The 17565-nt window shown below is 63.5% G+C and carries 15 protein-coding genes; 13 read left to right on the forward strand and 2 right to left on the reverse strand.

All coding sequences use genetic code 11. From position 1 onward, the window contains the following. The first annotated feature begins 301 nt into the window (after positions 1 to 301). The 6 genes from repA (at position 302) to NH195_RS21550 (ending at position 7166) form a co-directional block, all read left to right on the forward strand. On the forward strand, positions 302 to 1501 hold the full coding sequence (repA, locus tag NH195_RS12845; protein ID WP_028288490.1) for a plasmid partitioning protein RepA: 1200 nt from the start codon (positions 302 to 304) through the stop codon (positions 1499 to 1501). Continuing rightward, a complete protein-coding gene (gene repB / locus NH195_RS12850) occupies positions 1501 to 2469 on the forward strand; it encodes a plasmid partitioning protein RepB (protein ID WP_233678008.1) in 969 nt (322 codons plus the stop codon). The genes repA and repB overlap by 1 nt, the downstream gene beginning before the upstream one ends. Positions 2470 to 2709: 240 nt before the next feature. Further along, a complete protein-coding gene (gene repC / locus NH195_RS12855) occupies positions 2710 to 3765 on the forward strand; it encodes a plasmid replication protein RepC (RefSeq protein WP_058249037.1) in 1056 nt (351 codons plus the stop codon). Between the two features lie 106 nt (positions 3766 to 3871). Then, entirely contained in the window at positions 3872 to 6040 is a 2169-nt protein-coding gene (locus NH195_RS12860; RefSeq protein ID WP_066707538.1) for a ParB/RepB/Spo0J family partition protein, read from the forward strand. 99 nt (positions 6041 to 6139) lie between these two features. Then, on the forward strand, positions 6140 to 6613 hold the full coding sequence (locus tag NH195_RS12865; RefSeq protein ID WP_038068687.1) for a hypothetical protein: 474 nt from the start codon (positions 6140 to 6142) through the stop codon (positions 6611 to 6613). Between the two features lie 388 nt (positions 6614 to 7001). Next, on the forward strand, positions 7002 to 7166 hold the full coding sequence (locus NH195_RS21550) for a hypothetical protein (protein WP_009574204.1): 165 nt from the start codon (positions 7002 to 7004) through the stop codon (positions 7164 to 7166). 366 nt (positions 7167 to 7532) lie between these two features. Here the strand turns inward: NH195_RS21550 and NH195_RS12870 are convergent, their stop codons facing one another. Further along, complete coding sequence (locus NH195_RS12870) at positions 7533 to 8870, reverse strand: ATP-binding protein (RefSeq protein ID WP_066707541.1); 1338 nt, start codon at positions 8868 to 8870, stop codon at positions 7533 to 7535. Then, complete coding sequence (locus NH195_RS12875) at positions 8867 to 9526, reverse strand: response regulator transcription factor (protein WP_038068681.1); 660 nt, start codon at positions 9524 to 9526, stop codon at positions 8867 to 8869. Before NH195_RS12875 ends, NH195_RS12870 begins: the two co-directional genes overlap by 4 nt. Positions 9527 to 9671: 145 nt before the next feature. Between NH195_RS12875 and NH195_RS12880 the strand changes: the two genes are divergently transcribed. The 7 genes from NH195_RS12880 (at position 9672) to NH195_RS12910 (ending at position 17495) form a co-directional block, all read left to right on the forward strand. Continuing rightward, positions 9672 to 9989 carry a PepSY domain-containing protein gene (locus tag NH195_RS12880; protein ID WP_038068680.1) on the forward strand — a complete coding sequence of 106 codons (318 nt, stop codon included), beginning with the start codon at positions 9672 to 9674 and terminating at the stop codon, positions 9987 to 9989. Next, positions 9946 to 11331: a ferredoxin reductase family protein gene (locus tag NH195_RS12885; protein WP_066707545.1), complete on the forward strand. Its 1386-nt coding sequence runs from the start codon at positions 9946 to 9948 to the stop codon at positions 11329 to 11331. Before NH195_RS12880 ends, NH195_RS12885 begins: the two co-directional genes overlap by 44 nt. A 181-nt stretch (positions 11332 to 11512) precedes the next feature. Beyond that, positions 11513 to 11893 carry a PepSY domain-containing protein gene (locus tag NH195_RS12890; RefSeq protein ID WP_054540791.1) on the forward strand — a complete coding sequence of 127 codons (381 nt, stop codon included), beginning with the start codon at positions 11513 to 11515 and terminating at the stop codon, positions 11891 to 11893. Positions 11894 to 11931: 38 nt separating this feature from the next. Further along, entirely contained in the window at positions 11932 to 12402 is a 471-nt protein-coding gene (locus tag NH195_RS12895) for a DUF2271 domain-containing protein (protein ID WP_054540790.1), read from the forward strand. Positions 12403 to 12413: 11 nt separating this feature from the next. Continuing rightward, positions 12414 to 14621: a PepSY domain-containing protein gene (locus NH195_RS12900; RefSeq protein ID WP_054540789.1), complete on the forward strand. Its 2208-nt coding sequence runs from the start codon at positions 12414 to 12416 to the stop codon at positions 14619 to 14621. Beyond that, positions 14602 to 15582, forward strand: a complete 981-nt coding sequence (locus tag NH195_RS12905) for an FAD:protein FMN transferase (RefSeq protein ID WP_007803253.1) — start codon at positions 14602 to 14604, stop codon at positions 15580 to 15582. Before NH195_RS12900 ends, NH195_RS12905 begins: the two co-directional genes overlap by 20 nt. Before the next feature lie 5 nt (positions 15583 to 15587). After that, on the forward strand, positions 15588 to 17495 hold the full coding sequence (locus NH195_RS12910) for a heavy metal translocating P-type ATPase (protein ID WP_066707548.1): 1908 nt from the start codon (positions 15588 to 15590) through the stop codon (positions 17493 to 17495). Positions 17496 to 17565: the final 70 nt, after the last annotated feature.

Here is a 17565-nt window from a genome sequence, read left to right on the forward strand (position 1 = left end):
GGACGAAAACCACGTAAATATCCAACAAAGCCTTGGGGTTAGTTCGCGCGAGCAGAAAATATCTCGAAGGGTATCGGCTTCGCCAGACGCGGCCTTTATCGTTAGGAATCAATGCGTTATATAGCGCGGGCCCCGCGCGGCCAAATTGGTGCTGTGGATAACTTTTGCACTACATCTAGATTCTTCTTGCCGGACTCAGATGTTCGTGGCATTTCCATTCTGACGGCAAAACGCGTCAGACGTGGCTTTAACCGTCAGAACGACAAAGAGCCTTAGCAAAGGCCATGAGAGGCGGCAGAACATGGATGATCGAAATACGGGCTACGCGCAAGGCATAGGCTCTTCTGACATCGGAGCATTCGCAGACAGTCTTGCTGAGTCGCTTGACCGGCAGATGAAAGTTGCGTTCGAGCCAGAAGAACGCAAGTCCTTGCGCCGCTTCAGCTCGACCGAGGTCGCCGAGTTGCTGCGCGTTAGTACGTCGAACCTGCGCAACCGCCACAAAGATGGCAGCTTCCCAGAAGTTCACACTGACGGTCGCGGTCATAGGTTCTACACGGCCGAAGAAGTTGACGACCTCCGCAACATTTTGGCGCGGACAGGCAAAAATGCTGACGCGTACAGACCTGGCCGCCGAGACGGTGACCGTCTTCAGGTCATTTCGGTCGTGAATTTCAAAGGCGGCAGCTCGAAGACAACAGCGACAATCCATTTGGCACACAGGTATGCCCTGCGTGGCTACCGCGTGCTTGTTCTGGACCTCGACCCGCAGGCCAGTTTGACGACATTTTTCGGCTTCCGGCCTGAGCTCGAATTCGCCGAAGGCGGCACAATCTACGACGCATTGAGATACGATGATCAGGTTCCGCTCTCGGAGGTCATCCAGAAAACATACTTCCACAAGCTCGACATGGTCCCGGCTGGCTTGATGTTGTCCGAGTACGAAACCGAGACAGCGAATGCCCTTGCGCGCAGGGTTCAGCCGATTTTTGCAGAGCGTCTTGCTCTGGCGCTAGAGGAAGTCGACTCAGACTATGACATCGTGCTGATCGATTGCCCTCCGCAGTTGGGCTTCCTGACATTGACAGCATTGGCAGCGTCCACGGGCTTACTTGTGACGGTCGTCCCCGGCATGCTCGACATCGCTTCGATGAGCCAGTTCCTCAAACTCGCTTCGGAAACGGTCAAAGCCGTCGAAGAGGCGATTGGACGACATGTCACTTGGGACTTCGTAAAGTTCCTGATCACACGCTACGAGCCGTCGGACGGACCACAAACGCAAATGGCCGGGTACCTACGTTCAATCCTTGCGGGCCAAGTCATGACTGAACCGATGCTGAAGTCGACAGCCATTTCTGACGCCGGCATGACTCAGCAAACCATCTATGAGGTAGACCCGAGCCAGCTCATTCGGAAGACCATTGATCGGGCTTTGACCAGCGTGAACAGCGTTGCCGATGAGCTGGAGCAGACAATCCAAATGGCATGGGGGCGTCGCTGATGGCTCGAAATATCTTCAACCAGCCACCGAAAGACGAGAAAGAGTCGGCAGCCCCCTCCCCTGCCCCGGTCAAATCCTCGAAGCTACCTGGCTCGGTTGGCGGATTGCGGGACTCTCTCCGGGAAATCACTGCCAACTCAATCCGAGATATCGAACCCGACCGGATCGATATGGATGGCCTCCGGGATCGCCTGATCCTGGAAGATAGTAGCATTGAAGATCTCGCCGAAAGCATTCGCAAGCATGGTCAGCAAGTGCCGATCATGGTTCGCCCCTCTGACCAACCGGATCGATACCGCATCATCTACGGGCGTCGCAGACTTGCAGCCATTCGAAGAGTTGGTGGAACCGTCAAAGCGATCGTTCGAACGCTCGATGATGATGCTTCTCTGATCGCGCAAGGTCAGGAAAACAACCTGCGGCTGGATCCGTCCTTCATTGAAAAATCTCTTTTTATCAAAGAGATGCAGGAGGCCGGTTACAAGCCTGGCGTCATTCAGGACGCCCTAGGCCTCACCCGGCAAGGTGTGTCGAACCATCGTGTAGTCATCGAGCAGCTGCCTGACGAACTTGTCCGGCTTATCGGCCCGGCTCATGGCGTAGGTCGACGCCAATGGGGTGATCTTGCTGCACTTTCAGAGAAGGTTCCGCTTGTCGACATTGCGCGTGAGACACTTGCCTCTCTGCCTGACACCACTCCAAGCTCGGACAAGTTTCAAGCCGTCTATGTTGCTTGCTCCAGCAAGGCGCGTGGCGCAGCCGACCAAAGCGCCCGTGGCCAAACGACCGTGGTAAAGGACAATAGTGGTAGCCCTGTCGGCACACTTTCAGTCGATGGCAAGTCGATCGCTATCAAGATCACCCGCAAGGACAACCCGGAATTCGGCCAATGGCTCGAAGAGCGCGCGGAAACCACGCTGCGACAGCTTTTTGAACAATGGCAGAATGAGAGAGGCTCGGGGAGCTGATCCCCGGTCATAACCAAAAACACGAGCAGAGGAGAAAGGCGAAGACCAAAAAGAAAAGAGCCCCCCAAGGTTTCCCCCGGAGAGCCCTCATCATCTGATTAGCACCTGTGATGTAGCAATCTCCGACATACCGGTCAAGAGTCACCGATTCGGTGGACGTCTTTTTGTTGCCTTTTCTCGCCAAAAACAGCGGGAAGAGCCGGGGAAGTTGTGGGCCGCAACGGTCGTCGTTCAACAAACATGGCATTCACAAAGCTTTCCGTTCAGACCTTTGGCGTCGGCAAGGGCACCCCCGCCACGTCAACACCTGAAACCGACATCTGGGCAGTCTTCCGCGCGCTCAGAGATACTCGCAGCCTGTTCGGTCTCCGTCCAGGACATGTTCAAACGCTCCAAGCGATGCTGAGCTTTCTCAAGCCTCGGCATGGAGACACAGTCTTCGCTTCCAACGACGAGATCTGCCGTCGAGTTGGCGGGATCGATGAACGAACCCTCCGTAGGCACATCGATCGCTTTGTTGAACTCGGTTTCATGAAGCGCCACGACAGCCCAAATCGCAAGAGATACCGAGTGAAGTCCTCCGAAGGTCAGTCCATTAGCTATGGGTTGTCGCTGGCTCCGTTGCTCGCGCGTGCCGGCGAACTACTTGCGACAGCCCAAGCGATGGAAAACGCTCGTCGGGATCGCGTGTTTTTGCGAAAGCAAATCCTAACCAAACTTGCTCAGATCGACGAAGCTGACCCCGAGAACGAACTCACTCATCAGGTACGCCGAGTTCTTCGGAGGAAGCTCTCGATCGCGGAGTATCGTACTTTGCTCGGCGAACTGGAGGCTCAATGCAAACAGATGTCCACCGCGGTGGACGCACCAGAAACAATGAAACTGCCCGCCAATGACGGGCAAACTGTCCGCCACCATTCTAAGTCTAAAAAAGAACAAAAAGATTTAGAAAGCGGGACCAACAGCCAAACACCTCCCCTGCAAACGCTCACAACCGTTTGTGACCAGGCTACATCGTTCGCAACGAACTCACTTAGGAACTGGCACGATGTCGAAAGCCACGCGAGAACGCTCGCTCCAATGATGGGAATCCACGAAAGCACCTTCGAAAAGGCTGCTAAGAAGATAGGCTCTCAAAAAGCATCATGCGCCATCTTCATAATTCTCCAGATGAGCAATCGCATCCGAGACTTTGGAGCGTATTTCCACAGCATCACGCTCGGTCGCAGAGAAACTGACTTCAACCCATCACTGTTGTTGGAAAGGCTTTCTCGTTCTGGGGCAGCAACTGCGTGATGTCCACCGCGGTGGACATGTCGAGAGGTAGAGATGGGCTGTGAAAGGGGTGACGGGAAGTGAGATCGGGAGAGTGGCTTCCGGCGCCCGTCGCGGAGAAGATCTGATGGCGAAATCTGCCCAGAAAGTCACCCTGTCCCCGTCCCGGGACATTCCCTTCGACAAACTCGTGCTGAGCCAGTCCAACGTCCGGCGCATCAAGGCCGGCATCTCCATCGAGGAACTGGCCGAAGACATCGCCCGCCGCGGGTTGCTGCAGAGCCTGAGCGTTCGACCCGTTCTGGCGGATGATGGTTCCGAGACCGGCAAGTTCGAAATCCCCGCTGGCGGTCGGCGCTTCCAGGCCCTGTCTCTCCTGGTGAAGCAGAAACGCTTGGCCAAGACCACGCCCATTCCCTGCATCGTGCGGGATGCCACTTCCGCGATCCTCGCCGAAGACGACTCGCTCGCTGAGAACATGCAGCGCGCAGCCCTGCATCCGCTCGACCAGTTCCGCGCCTTCGTGGCGCTTCGGGAGAAGGGTCAAGGCGATGAAGAGATCGCAGCCGCCTTCTTCGTCACGCCGCAGGTGGTGAAACAGCGCCTGAAACTCGCCGCCGTGGCCCCTGCCCTGCTCGAGCTCTATGCCGAGGATGAAATGACGCTGGAGCAGCTGATGGCCTTCACGGTCAATCCGGACCACGAGCGTCAGATTCAGGTCTGGGAGGCGATCAAGTCGTCCTGGAACAAGGAGCCCTATCAGATCCGGCGCATGCTGACGGAAACCTCCGTGCGGGCCTCTGACCGGCGCGCCGTCTTTATCGGCGTCGAGGCCTACGAGGCGGCGGGCGGCACCATGTTGCACGACCTCTTCCAGGGCGACGACGGCGGATGGCTGGAAGACCCTGCCCTGCTCGATCGCCTGGTCAGCGAGAAGCTTCAGGCTGAAGCCGAAGCCATCGCGACCGAAGGTTGGAAATGGATCGAGGTCTCGCTCGACCTGCCCTATGGCTACAGCCACGGCCTGCGACGGCTCAACGGTAATCCGGCGCCGATGTCGGATGACGAAGGCGCGGCCCATGCCAAGCTGCTCGCCGAATACCGGGCGTTCGAAGAGGAGTACGAGGGCCAGGACGAATTCCCTGAAGAGACCGACGCCCGCCTTGGCGAACTCGAAGTCGCGATGGAGAAGCTCGAGACGCGGCCGCTGATCTTCGACGCGGAGGAGATCGCGCGGGCAGGGGCCTTTGTGACGCTTGATCGCTCTGGCGAGCTTTCCGTCTATCGGGGCTTTGTGCGGCCGGAGGATGAACCTCGGACAGAGGCCGACGTCCACAGCGGTGAACAGGCGGCAGACAGGCAGGGCGCTGAGCTTTCGGCGACGAGCAACGTGGATGGTATCGGCCATGGCACGGTGATCACCTCTGCTGGTCAAGCGCTCGGGGCGGGTCTGTCGGACGAAGAAGACGATGGTGCCTTGAAGCCCTTGCCCGAGCGGCTGGTCATGGAGCTGACGGCGTACCGCACCTTGGCATTGCGCGAAGCTGTCGGGCGTTCTCCCGACATCGCGCTGACGCTGCTGCTCCTGAAGCTCGTCAACGACACTTTCCGGATGTCGAGCGCTTCAGGCGGGTGCTGCGAGGCATCGGTGCGTCACGTCTACATGTCGGCGCAGGCCAGCGATCTGAAGGACAGCGTGGTTGCCAAGCTGGTGGACGATCGCCACGCGGAGTGGGAGGCCGACCTTCCGCTTGGCGACGATGCCGCTCTCTGGGAATACCTGACCTCCCTCGATCAGGTGAGCCGGCTGTCCTTGCTCGCGCATTGCCTTAGCTTCGGGATCAACGCGCTCCACGAGAAGGTGAACCCCTACGGTGCCGGTATCTCCGCCAGTGGTCTGACCCGACGGATGGCGCAGGCCGACTTGCTTGCACAGGCAGTCGATCTCGATATGGTCGAGGCTGGCTGGGAGCCGACGGCCGATACCTACCTGAACCGCGTGCCCAAGGCCCGGATCCTTGAAGCCGTGCGCGAGGCAAAAGGGGAGGGGACGGCGCAGCTCCTCGATCACCTGAAGAAGGCCGAGATGGCGACCGAGGCCGAGCGCCTTCTGAAGGGCAGCGGCTGGTTGCCGGAGGTGCTTCGCCGTCACGATCTGGCGGCACTCGAAGGTGAAGAAGGGCAGGGGGCGTCTGGTGACGTTCCCGACACCGAGTTGTCCGAGGATGTCGATCTGCCCGCCTTCCTCACCGCTGACCTGCCGGGTGATGATGCGTCGATGATGGCCGCGGAGTGATCCGCTCCATCCGAGGGCGGGGAAACCCGCGCTCAATCACATAAAATACAACAATATCAATAAGATGAATGCAAAATGACGCATTCAGGATGAGGAATCATGTCTCCAACCACCATTCTCGAAACCGCGCCCCTGGGCGCGCTCATTCGCTACACCGATAGCACAACGAAACCGCCCGCCCGGTTCACAAAGAAGCTCGCGGCCTGGGAGCGCTCGAACGGCGTCGGCCGTCTCGTCAAGAAGGAGCCGCCGCGACCCTATCCGACCTGGACGGCGCCGGCGTCGTTCACGCTGCACGAGGGGAACTTCTCTTCGGACGGGGTCATTCTTGTCACCATCATGCGGACTCATTCGGCTGACAGTGCGTTGACATTCGAAGTGGCTGAGGAGCCGAAGCCCGGACAGGTGCGCGTCGTGCTGGATTTCGGCGGCTGCACGGAGCTGCTCCACCTGGCCGAGTCCGTCACGGCTGCCGAACTCTGGATCGCCAGAGAAGGCTATCGCAACGCGCGGCTGGAGATTGTCGGCGAAGAAGACGCCGGTAGGGCAGGGGACGCGGAGCTTGCCGCCTGAGCCTATGTAGAACCCAAGGGGCCCGCCCAAGAGCGGGCCTCTCATCCATGACGCCCCTGTCCCGCGAGATCGCGGGGCACCATAGGATCCATTCCAATACGGAAAGGGATCGTCATCCAAGAGCCTGCCCGGGAGGCTGGCAGCGAAAGCATCAGTGGAACATACGGCTCCAGTCAGCGGTCGCACCATCCCCCGCTCGCCATTCCCTTCCTTGCCCCGAATCCTGTCTTCGAGATCAACCCGCGAGGGGTCGGACTACGGGCGAACCCGTGCCGCCGGGTGGATTCGGACGAGCCGAACGCACCCGGTGATGTCAGCCAGTCTTCGGGCCTGCGGGGTCCTGTCGCGCGGGGGATGGTCCTCCGCCTCCAAGACAGGAGCCAAACAGATGTCCCGCAAAGATGCTCACGCCTTCGCCGCTTCCCTCGCCGCCACGCTCATGGTCTCGATCGTCGTCTTCCAGGCAGGTGATGGAACCTATGGTGCCGTCCCCGCCGATGAAATCGACGGCGACGAGGTCGTGATCGTCTCGGAATACGACCCGTTCGGGTGAAGCTTCGGCCTCACTTCCCGAGGGCCCAGGCGTGGCACAGGTGTGCACCTGGGCCTAGTAATGCCCCCGTGACCGGGGATAGTCAGTCGGCTAACAATCGCTTCCGACAGTCTGCTTCTACCATGTTCGGGAAGCCTTTTCGTCGACCATCCCTATATGCTGGAAACAGCGGTCACCCTCATGGTGAGCGCTGGTTACATGACGTTCATCAGCGCGGGGTCCATTCCGAACAGGCTGCTGGCGCTGTGCGCTGCCTTTCCGAGCGTGACGCTGCATAGCACGGTAACCGACGCGCCAGGCCAGGCCCTGATGATCTTGATCCCAAGGCTGCATTTGACCCTTTGGGAACCAAAGTGGATGTCGCTGTCACTCGCTGTCGTCTATCGGCAACCTGAGCGATACTTGAAAACCTGTGGTCCGGCCCGGCCGCGGCGATTGAAGGACAAGGCGGCTGCTGATCCGCTCTGCGATTGCGGCGACGATGGCAAGACCCAGGCCGCTGCCGTCGGAGGTGGCAGAGGCCCGCTCGAAACGCGCTGTCAGCCGGTCGAGTGTTTCGCCTGGCACGACAGGGCCGTCATTTGCCACGGTGAACTGGCCAGATGCGGTCAGCGTGACGTCGACCGGGGTAGTCTGTCCCCCATGACGAAGAGCGTTTTCCACGAGGTTCCGGCACAGAATGGCGAAGGCGTCGGGATCAAGATCTGACATGACAGCCATGTCGGGAAGATTTAGCCTGATACGATCTGGCGTGCCCGTGCGGCCAATATCGTCCACCACAATTCTCGCAACGCCCCTCAGATCCGAGCTTTTGTCCATCCTCAATCGCCCGCCTTCTGCCCGCGCGAGTTGCATCATGCGTTCTGTGCGTCGCGTCAGCCTTTTCAGCGTCTCCTCGATGTCGGTCGCACGTTGTGCAGCCGCTCGGTCCTTGGTTTCCGACCTGAGCCTCTGCACCTGCGCGATCGCTCCCGCGAGTGGTGTGCGCAACTCGTGAGCGGCGTTCGCGGCGAAGCTTCGCTCGGCCTCGAACGCCTCACGTAATCTGGCCAGCAGGCTGTTCAGCGTATCAGCCAACGGGCCGATTTCAGTTGGAAGCCCCTCGTGAGGAACCTGCGAAAGGTCGCGAGCGCCACGTGCTTCCAGCCGCGCGCGGAACCGGCGCAGAGGATCAAGGCTGAAGCGAACTGCCAGGATGATCGCGATCAAGGCCACTGGAAGCACGATCAGCAAGGGCAGGCCGAGACCCATCTGGATTTCGCGAGCCACCGACATGCGGTGGGCCAGCGGCTCGGCCACTGTGATGCGGATCGTGTCCTGAAGCGCCGCGTCGCTGTAGAGACGGTGCGTCGCGGTCTGGCGAAACCCGGGCCCGTCATAGGAGGGGAACACGGTGGGGTCCGCCGCATGCGATTGCAGCAGGATGCGGCCTTCGGCATCGCGCACGAGATAGGTGAAGAACTCGTCGTGCGCACGGATCGGGGCGAGCCGCTGGGTCACACCCTGATCTTCCCGCCCGACGATGTCGGTTACTGCCAGCGGCAGGATCCGCTCCGCTGTCTCACGGAGCGCGCTGTCGAAGACCTCGTCCATTTCGGCCCGGACGATCACGGCCGTCACCGTCGCAGCCAGCAGCCACAGCACCGTCAGCACCAGCCCCACGGATAGGCCGAGCCGCGCCTGAAGGCTTGCGGGCCACCTCATGGCCTGCCCAGGCGGTAGCCCATGCCGCGCTCGGTTTCGATGATTGCGCTCCCCAGTTTCTTCCGCAGGCGGCTGACATGGACCTCGATGGTGTTGCTCTCGACCTCGGCGTCGAAGGCGTAGAGCTTCTCCTCCAACTGCGCCTTGGACAGGAGCTGCCCGGGGCGCGCGAGGAAGGCTTCGAAGAGCGCCCATTCCCGCGCCGTCAGCGGCACATGTCTGCCATCCCGATGGACGCTGCGCGCAGCAAGGTCGATGTCGAGCGGTCCGTGGGTCAGGATCGGGTTGGGGTTGCCGCTGTAGCGCCGCGCGACCGATCCGATCCGCGCCGACAGTTCCGACAGGTCGAAAGGCTTCACAAGGTAGTCGTCTGCGCCCGCGTTGAGGCCTTCGATGCGGTCCGACACTTGGTCGAGTGCGGTAAGAATGATGACCGGCGTCACGTCGCCCCGCGTGCGCAAAACCTTGAGGAACCCGATGCCACGCCCGTCCGGCAGCATCAGGTCGAGCAGGATTAAGTCGTAGGACGTAGCAGCCATGGCATCGCTTGCCGCATCCAACCGCGTAACCCAATCCACTGACTGGCCATCGGCTGCGATCTGGTCGCGCACGGCAGCGCCGAGGGTCGTGTCGTCTTCGATCAGCAATATGCGCATGGTCGTACCCGTTCTTGTCTGATGTCCCTGCATGATCCGTCTGGCTGACACGAAGCTGAAGCCTGTGGGTCGCGCCCGTTCAGGCTGTCGTCAGTTTCGCAGCGCATGAAGTGCATCAAGAGGCGAGCCACTAGGAGTGTGCCCCATGAAGAAGACATTGACAATTATCGGCTTTCTCGCGGTCTTCCCGGCCGGCGCGGCGCTGGCTGACGACGACTGCTTCGTTCCGATGGCTGATTGGCAGCCGCGCGACGCGGTTGCCCGTCTTGCCGAGGAAAATGGCTGGGCGGTGCGCCGCATCAAGATCGACGATGGCTGCTACGAAATTGACGGCCGGGATGCCCAAGGGCGTGCGATCGAGGTGACGGTCCACCCGGCGACGTTGGAAGTAATCGAGTTCGAGTTTGAGGACGACGATGATGATCGTCGCGACCGCGATCACGAGAGACGCGACGATGACTGATACGGCGCATCGTGATGGTAATGTCTCTGCGCCGGGCCTTCCCACACTCCCTCGGCTTTCCCTCAACTCTCCTCTGGCCCTGACGGGCCCGGTGCTGGTGGCGCTGCCATGCCTGCTGGCGGCTCTGTTCGGGATGAACACCTATGCGCCTTATGGTGCGGATGCAGCATTTGGTATTGCCGTCGGGGCCGCGGCAGTTGTCGCGATGGCACAGACCTTGATCCTCGCCGCACGGCCGCCACTGGTGGAACCATTGTTCGGCGGTCTCGATCGAATGTACCGGGTCCACAAATGGCTCGGCATTTCCGCGATGGTCCTGATGATACTGCACCAGCAGATAGAGCCGGATTTCGAGCGTTTGGTGCGTGAAACCTCCCTTGGGGACCTAGGTGAAGAGGCGGGCGAACTTGCCTTCAACGCACTTCTCGCCCTAGTCGCTGTCAGCTGGTTCCGGAGATTGCCCTTCATCGGGCTCGAGATTCCCTATCAGCTCTGGCGGTTCAGCCATCGTTTCATGGGAGCCCTTTTTGCAATCGTGGTGTTTCACCAGTTTTTTGTCGACATGCCTGCTGGGGTAGACCCGACATTCATGTTGGTGCTGAATGCTTTCGGCATCGCCGGAGTGGTCGCCTGGATCTTCACCGAGTTGCTCGCTCCGCACCTACGGCGTAGAGACTTCACCGTCAGCCAGATCAGGCAGACCGGTGACACGACCACCTTGACACTAACCCCCAGAGGCCGGGCCATGCGGTGGCGGCCCGGGCAATTCGCTTTCGTTCGAGCGCCGGAAGCTGGACTGTCCGAGCCGCACCCGTTCACGATCGCCAGTTCTCCGCGCCCTGATGGCACCCTGACGTTCTCCATCCGGGCTCTGGGTGGCTGGACACGGAGCCTTCCCGCAACCTTGCGGACCGGAACGCGCGTGCAGGTTGAGGGCCCCTATGGCCGCTTCGATTTCCGCAAGGGCGGTGCGCGCCAGATCTGGCTGGCCGGCGGCATTGGCATCACGCCGTTCCTCGCCTGGGCGGAAAGCCTGACGGAGGCGGAAAGGCGCGACATTCACCTTGTCCACTGTGTTCGGACGCAAGACGAGGCGATCGGGCTCGAGACGCTGCGCGCTGCGGTCGCCCGCAATCCGAGATTCAGTTTCGAGGTGATCGTCACGGCGCGCGATGGTAGGCTCACGGCTGAGCGGCTGATCAGCGCCACCCCTTTCGCAGTCAGGCAAGCCGATCTGTGGTTCTGTGGCCCAACCGGCCTGAAGGACGGGGTCCTCAAGGGCTTGAAAGCACAAGGCCAAACGCCTCGCCGTGTGCGTTTCGAGCAGTTCGAATTCGCTTAACCGCGGGGCAGGGCGCATCGCCATGTCAGCCCTGTGGCCTGCGCTCGCACCTTTTTGGCCCCGCCCTCATCGGCGGGGCCATTTTCCTGACGGCAAGCTGAAGCGGGAATCGCCGACGCGTCAGGAAGGCCTCAGGTCCTGTCTCCAGATTGTCCTCAGCAGATGACAAGGAGACCCTGCCATGAAGAAGACCCTGACCGCCTTCGCCCTGATCGCCCTGTTGCCCGCTGGCGCCGCCCTGGCCGACGACGACGAGTGCCGCGTGCCCCGTGACCAGTGGCAGCCGCGCGAGGCCGCGATGCAGCTGGCTGAGCAAAACGGCTGGACCGTGCGCGACTTCGAGATCGACGATGGCTGCTACGAGATCGAGGGCCGAGATCAGGATGGCCGGGAGATCGAGGTGAAGCTCGATCCGGCGACGTTGCAGATCGTCGAGATGGATTACGAGGATGAGGACGACGACCGTGGCGGCGCCCGCAATCCCGCGCCCGCCGGCACGGTCGCCCCTCCGCAGAACGGCCTCTTCGGGAACGGCACCCCGCCGCAGGTTCAGGTGAACTGAACCGCTCTCAAGCTCCTCTCCGAACAAGGATCAACCCGATGAAATCGCTTCTCGCAACGCTCGCGCTCACCACCGCGCTGACGCTCCCCGGCCTCGCCATGGCGCGGCCGGTGACGCTCACCACGACCCTCAACAATTACGGCGGCGACGGGGCCTATCTCGCGCTCTACGTCACCGACACCTCGGGCGCCTATGTCGGCAGTCTCTGGATGGCTGGCGGCAAGTCCAAGTACTACGAGCACCTCAGCGATTGGTACCGCGCCACCGGCGGCGACACCGCGCAGGTGAACGGAATCACCGGCGCCAGCGTCGGCGCGGGCCGCACGCTCGAGATCACGCTCGACCTCGCCGACGCGCTCTTTGATGCGGGCTACACGCTCCACATCGACGCGGCCGTCGAGGACATGCGCGACAGTCCGAACGAGGTGGCCGTACCGCTCACGACCGACGGCGCGGGCACGCCGGTGCGCGGGCGCCGGTACATCGCCAGCTTCGCCTACGACATGTGAAGGGTGGGGCCATGATCCGTGCACTCCATCGCTGGCCGGGTCTTCTGGCCCTTGCGCTCGTCACCATCCTGGGCCTGAGCGGCGCGGCACTGTCGGTCTTCCCTGCGGCCGAGCGCATCGCCGCGCCGCAGGCGGAAGCCGGACTGACCGTAGCCGCTCTCGCGGACCGCATCCAGGCCGTCTATCCGGGCGTCGAGCAGATCCGCCGGTCGCCCTCCGGTCGGATCACTGCCTACTGGTTCGATCAGGGCGCGCCGGGTGCCGCCGTAATCAACCCGGCGACGGGTGAGGGCGTAGCCTCGGCCGACCCGAACCAGGCCGAACGCTGGCTCACCAACCTGCACCGCTCGCTGTTCCTCGGGGACGGCGGCCGCATCGCCATGGCCGCAGGGGCGGCCGCGATGCTGATCCTCTCGCTCTCCGGCGCGACGCTGGTCGCGCGGCGGGTGGGCGGCTGGCGACGCTGGTTTTCACCCTTGCGCGGACCGCTTGCCGGGCGGCTGCACGCCGAGATCGCACGCATCGCCGTTGTCGGCCTCGTCCTGTCCTCCACGACCGCGCTTTGGATGACGGCGTCTACCTTCGATCTCCTGCCGGACGGAGGCGTTCTGCCGGTCGCCCCTGCCGAGGTCAGTGGGGAGACCGGCTTCGCTCCGGGCCGGATGCCCACGCTTCGGCGAACGCCGGTCGCCGAGTTGCGCGAGCTGAGCTTTCCCTATCCCGGCGACGCAACAGACGTATTCACGCTCAAGACCGACCGGGGCACCGGATATCTCGATCAGGGCGACGGGGCGCTGCTGGCCTGGGCCGACCTGACCGGGTGGGAGCGCGTCTCGGAGACCATCTACATGCTGCACACCGGACAGGGTGCGGCGACGCTGGGGCTCGTGCTGGGGCTCATGGCGCTCGGCGTGCCGGCCATGGGCGCGACCGGCGTGCTGGTCTGGCTCGCCGGGCGGCCCGGGCGACCACGCATCCGGGGCAACCAGCCCGCCGGACGCGCCGAGACGATCTTGCTTGTCGGCAGCGAGGGCGGCAGCACCTGGGGCTTTGCCGCGACGCTGCACGCCGCGCTGACGAAAGCCGGGCAGAGCGTCCATGTCGGCCCGATGTCGGGCTTCGGCCCTGAGCGCTACACCAACGCCCGGCGGATCATCCTGCTGGCCGCGACCTATGGCGACGGCGCGGCGCCGGCCTCGGCGAAGGGCTTTCTCGACCGGCTGAACGCGACCGACCGCGCGCCGGACATTCCTCTGGCAGTGCTCGGCTTCGGCGACCGCAGCTTTCCGGCCTATTGCGCCTTCGCCAAGTCCGTCGCGACTGCGGCAGAGGCGAAGGGCTGGCCCGAGCTTCTGCCGCTCGACACAATCGACCGGCAATCGCCGCAGGATTTCGCGCGCTGGGGCGGGGCGCTCGGAGACGCTCTCGGGATCGAACTCGAACTGACGCACCAGCCGGTCCAGCCGCAAACGACCACGCTGACCCTCGTCTCGCGCCGCGACTACGGCGCCGAGGTGCAGGCCCCGACCGCCATCCTCCGCTTCGCGTTTCCCCGCGTCTCGCTCGGGCAACGGCTGCTCGGGGGCGGGTTCGCACGGTTCCAGACGGGTGACCTGATCGGCATTCTGCCCGAAGGCGGGACCGTCCCGCGGCTCTATTCGCTCGCCTCTGGGCGCCGCGACGGCTTCATCGAGATCGTGGTCAAGAAGCATCCCGGCGGGCTCTGCTCGGGTCAGCTCACAGCGCTGGAACCTGGCGACACGGTGAGCGCCTTCCTGCGCCCCAACCCCGGCTTCCGTCCGGGCCGAAGCCGGGCGCCCCTGATCCTGATCGGCGCGGGGACCGGCATCGGGCCGCTAGCGGGCTTTGTGCGCGGCAATACGCGCCGCAGGCCGATCCACCTGTTCTTCGGCATGCGCCATCCCGACAGCGATTTCTTCTACGGCGAGGAGTTCCCCGGATGGCAGGACGAAGGGCGTGTAAGCCGGCTGGTCACGGCCGTCTCGCGCGGGGCGCGTCCCCATTACGTCCAGGACGCGCTGCGCAGCGAGGCCACTCAGGTCGCGGAGCTCATCCGCAATGGGGCGCGCGTGATGGTCTGCGGCGGACGAGACATGGCCGCCGGCGTGGCCGAGGCGCTGGCCGAGATCCTCGCGCCGGCCGGGCTGACACCAGCAGTCCTGAAGGCGGAGGGGCGGTATGTCGAAGATGTCTACTGAGCGGGCGCGCATCGCGCTGAACGGGCCGACGATGGGCACGAGGTGGTCGGCGCTGTTATTCGCGGACCCCGGTTTCGACCCGGGGCCGGTCCGCTCGGCATTGCAGGCGGCCGTGGATGAGGTGGACGGACAGATGTCGACCTGGAAGCCGGACAGCGACCTTATGCGGCTCAACGCGGCACCGATCGGTGAATGGATCGCTGTTCCTGCACGATTGCTCGAGGTGCTACGCCTCGGCCTGGAAATTGGCCGCGCCTCTGGCGGAGCCTTCGACATCGGCATGGGCGACGCGGTGATGGCCTGGGGCTTCGGACCGGAGGCCGCCGCGCCGGATGGCATCCGCACCGCGATGGCCGCCTCGCGCCGCCCGGCGCATGACGTGCTCGAGATCAACGGCGAACACGTGCGCAAGGCCGCACCCATCGCGCTGGACCTGAATGGCATCGCCAAGGGCTACGGCGTGGATCGACTGGCCGAAATCCTCCGCAATCAAGGCATATCCGACGGACTCGTCGGGATCGATGGCGAGATGCGTGCAATGGGCCTCAGGCCGGACGGTGAAGCCTGGACCATCGCGGTCGAGGCGCCGGACGCCGAGCGCCGGACGCCGCATTCGATCCTCGCGCTTCAGGATGCCGCCGTCGCGACCTCGGGCGACTACCGTCACTGGGTCGAGGTGCAGGGGCGCCGCCTGTCGCACACGATGGACCCGAGGCGGGGAGCGCCGCTGATCGCGTCGCCGGCCTCCATCACGGTCGTGGCCCGCAGCTGTGCAGAGGCAGATGCCTGGGCGACGGCCCTCATGGTGCTTGGGCCGGTCAAAGGCGCGACGCTCGCAAAACAAAGCGGCCTCGACGCCCTGTTCCTCTTGCGCGATGATGTTGTCAACGTAAGGGGCGTGGGAGTCGGACGACTATTTTCCGAAGAGCCAGCGGCAATCGCCTCAGCCGAGGGGAGATGAGCCGCATGGAAACGACACGGACCGACCGCTTCAAGACCGCTATCCTGCTCATTGCCGCGACCGGCCTGATTGCGGGACTTGCCTTCTACTTTTCCGGCGAACCCGACGTCGCGAACGCGGTCTGGATCGCGGGCGTCGTTCCCGCGCTCGCCGCGCTCGTGGTCGAGATCCTGCGCAGCCTGCGTTCCGGCGAAGTGGGCCTCGATATTGTCGCCGCGCTCTCCATGTCGGCGGCGCTCGTCTTCGGCGAGACCCTCGCCGCGGCGGTGGTCGCCGTAATGTATTCCGGCGGCACCTTCCTCGAAGCCTTCGCGGAAGGGCGTGCCCGCCGTGAAATGCACGACCTGCTGTCCCGTGTGCCTCGGACCGCGACAAGACACCGGAATGGCGGGCTGGAGGAAGTGCCGCTGAACGAAATTGCGCCCGGCGACCGCCTTCTGATCCGGCAGGGCGACGTGGTGCCGGTGGATGGCACCGTGAGCTCAGAGACGGCCTTCGTCGATACCTCGGCGCTGACGGGGGAATCCCTGCCCGTCCGGCTCCGTTACGGCGCCGAGGCCATGAGCGGATCGACCAATGCGGGCGAAGCCTTCGACCTGATCGCAACTCACGAGGCCAAGGACAGCACCTATGCCGGGATCGTCCGGCTGGTGGAAGAGGCGCAGGCCTCCAAGGCGCCGATGTCGCGGCTGGCCGACCGTTGGTCGCTGGGGTTTCTGGCGGTCACGGTCAGCATTGCCTTCGCTGCCTGGTGGTTCACGGGCGATCCGATCCGGGCCGTCGCCGTGCTCGTCGTCGCAACGCCATGTCCCCTGATCCTGGCCGTGCCGGTCGCGCTGGTCGCAGGCCTGTCGCGCGCGGCGCATTTCGGGGTGCTGATCAAAGGCGCGGGACCGCTCGAGACGATGGCGCGCATCCGCACGCTGATCCTCGACAAGACCGGCACGCTGACGGACGGCCGGCCGCAAATCGTCTCGATCGACAGCCATGACGGCATGGCCGAGGGCGACATCCTGCGCTTCGCTGCCGCGCTCGATCAGGCCTCCAAGCACCCTGTCGCGCAGGCCATCGTTGCGGCCGCGAAGGCGCGGGGCTTCTCGTTGCCCGTGCCATCCGAGGTTGCCGAGTTTCCGGGTGAAGGGGTCGCGGGTCATGTCGAGGGCCACAGCGTGATCGTCGGCGGCGACGGTTTCGTTGTGTCCCGCGTTGGGCGAATGGGAGACGATCACCCCGCCAAAGGCGCAGGATCGGTCCTGGTCGCTGTGGCAGTGGACGGTCATCTGGCGGGGTATCTGGTGATGTCCGACCCGTTGCGCGACGGCGCGGGCGCCATGCTGGAAGGCCTGCGCCGCGAGGGGATCGCGCGGATCCTGCTCGCGACCGGAGACCGCGCCGACGTGGCCGAGCGTGTCACCGAGGGGCTTGGGCTCGACGGTCTGAGGGCCGGGCTGACGCCGGACCAGAAGGTCCTGCTCGTCCTCAGCGAGCGCAAGCACGGGCCCGTCATGATGGTGGGCGACGGCGTGAACGACGCGCCCGCGCTTGCGGCGGCCGATGTGGGTGTCGCGATGGGCGCACGCGGGGCCGCAGCATCGGCGGAGGCGGCGGATGTCGTGCTGCTTGTCGACCGTATCGACCGGCTCGGGCTAGGGATCGAGATCGCGCGCGGCGCGCGCCGCATCGCTGTCGAAAGCGTTGTCGCCGGGATCGGCCTGTCAGTCATGGGCATGATCGCGGCGGCTTTCGGCTATCTTACTCCGGTGCAGGGGGCGCTCCTGCAGGAGGTCATCGACGTTGCAGTGATCCTGAACGCCCTCCGCGCGCTGCGCATCGCGCCCCATAAACCCACCACTCCGGAACCAAAGGCTGTCTCCTCCGCGCAGGATGACATCGCGCAAGGAGCCACGCCATGAGCCGCCTCTCGCATTCCGAAATCCACATGGTGCATCGCATCGGCTGGCTGCGGGCCGCCGTTCTCGGCGC

The organism is Celeribacter ethanolicus (assembly GCF_001550095.1).
Lineage (GTDB): Bacteria > Pseudomonadota > Alphaproteobacteria > Rhodobacterales > Rhodobacteraceae > Celeribacter > Celeribacter ethanolicus.

Bases quoted from the DNA above. Each gene is read 5' to 3' on its own strand.
- repA (WP_028288490.1), top strand. From the start codon at position 302: ATGGATGATCGAAATACGGGCTACGCGCAAGGCATAGGCTCTTCTGAC.
- repB (WP_233678008.1), top strand. From the start codon at position 1,501: ATGGCTCGAAATATCTTCAACCAGCCACCGAAAGACGAGAAAGAGTCG.
- repC (WP_058249037.1), top strand. From the start codon at position 2,710: ATGGCATTCACAAAGCTTTCCGTTCAGACCTTTGGCGTCGGCAAGGGC.
- NH195_RS12860 (WP_066707538.1), top strand. From the start codon at position 3,872: ATGGCGAAATCTGCCCAGAAAGTCACCCTGTCCCCGTCCCGGGACATT.
- NH195_RS12865 (WP_038068687.1), top strand. From the start codon at position 6,140: ATGTCTCCAACCACCATTCTCGAAACCGCGCCCCTGGGCGCGCTCATT.
- NH195_RS21550 (WP_009574204.1), top strand. From the start codon at position 7,002: ATGTCCCGCAAAGATGCTCACGCCTTCGCCGCTTCCCTCGCCGCCACG.
- NH195_RS12870 (WP_066707541.1), bottom strand. From the start codon at position 8,870: ATGAGGTGGCCCGCAAGCCTTCAGGCGCGGCTCGGCCTATCCGTGGGG.
- NH195_RS12875 (WP_038068681.1), bottom strand. From the start codon at position 9,526: ATGCGCATATTGCTGATCGAAGACGACACGACCCTCGGCGCTGCCGTG.
- NH195_RS12880 (WP_038068680.1), top strand. From the start codon at position 9,672: ATGAAGAAGACATTGACAATTATCGGCTTTCTCGCGGTCTTCCCGGCC.
- NH195_RS12885 (WP_066707545.1), top strand. From the start codon at position 9,946: ATGATCGTCGCGACCGCGATCACGAGAGACGCGACGATGACTGATACG.
- NH195_RS12890 (WP_054540791.1), top strand. From the start codon at position 11,513: ATGAAGAAGACCCTGACCGCCTTCGCCCTGATCGCCCTGTTGCCCGCT.
- NH195_RS12895 (WP_054540790.1), top strand. From the start codon at position 11,932: ATGAAATCGCTTCTCGCAACGCTCGCGCTCACCACCGCGCTGACGCTC.
- NH195_RS12900 (WP_054540789.1), top strand. From the start codon at position 12,414: ATGATCCGTGCACTCCATCGCTGGCCGGGTCTTCTGGCCCTTGCGCTC.
- NH195_RS12905 (WP_007803253.1), top strand. From the start codon at position 14,602: ATGTCGAAGATGTCTACTGAGCGGGCGCGCATCGCGCTGAACGGGCCG.
- NH195_RS12910 (WP_066707548.1), top strand. From the start codon at position 15,588: ATGGAAACGACACGGACCGACCGCTTCAAGACCGCTATCCTGCTCATT.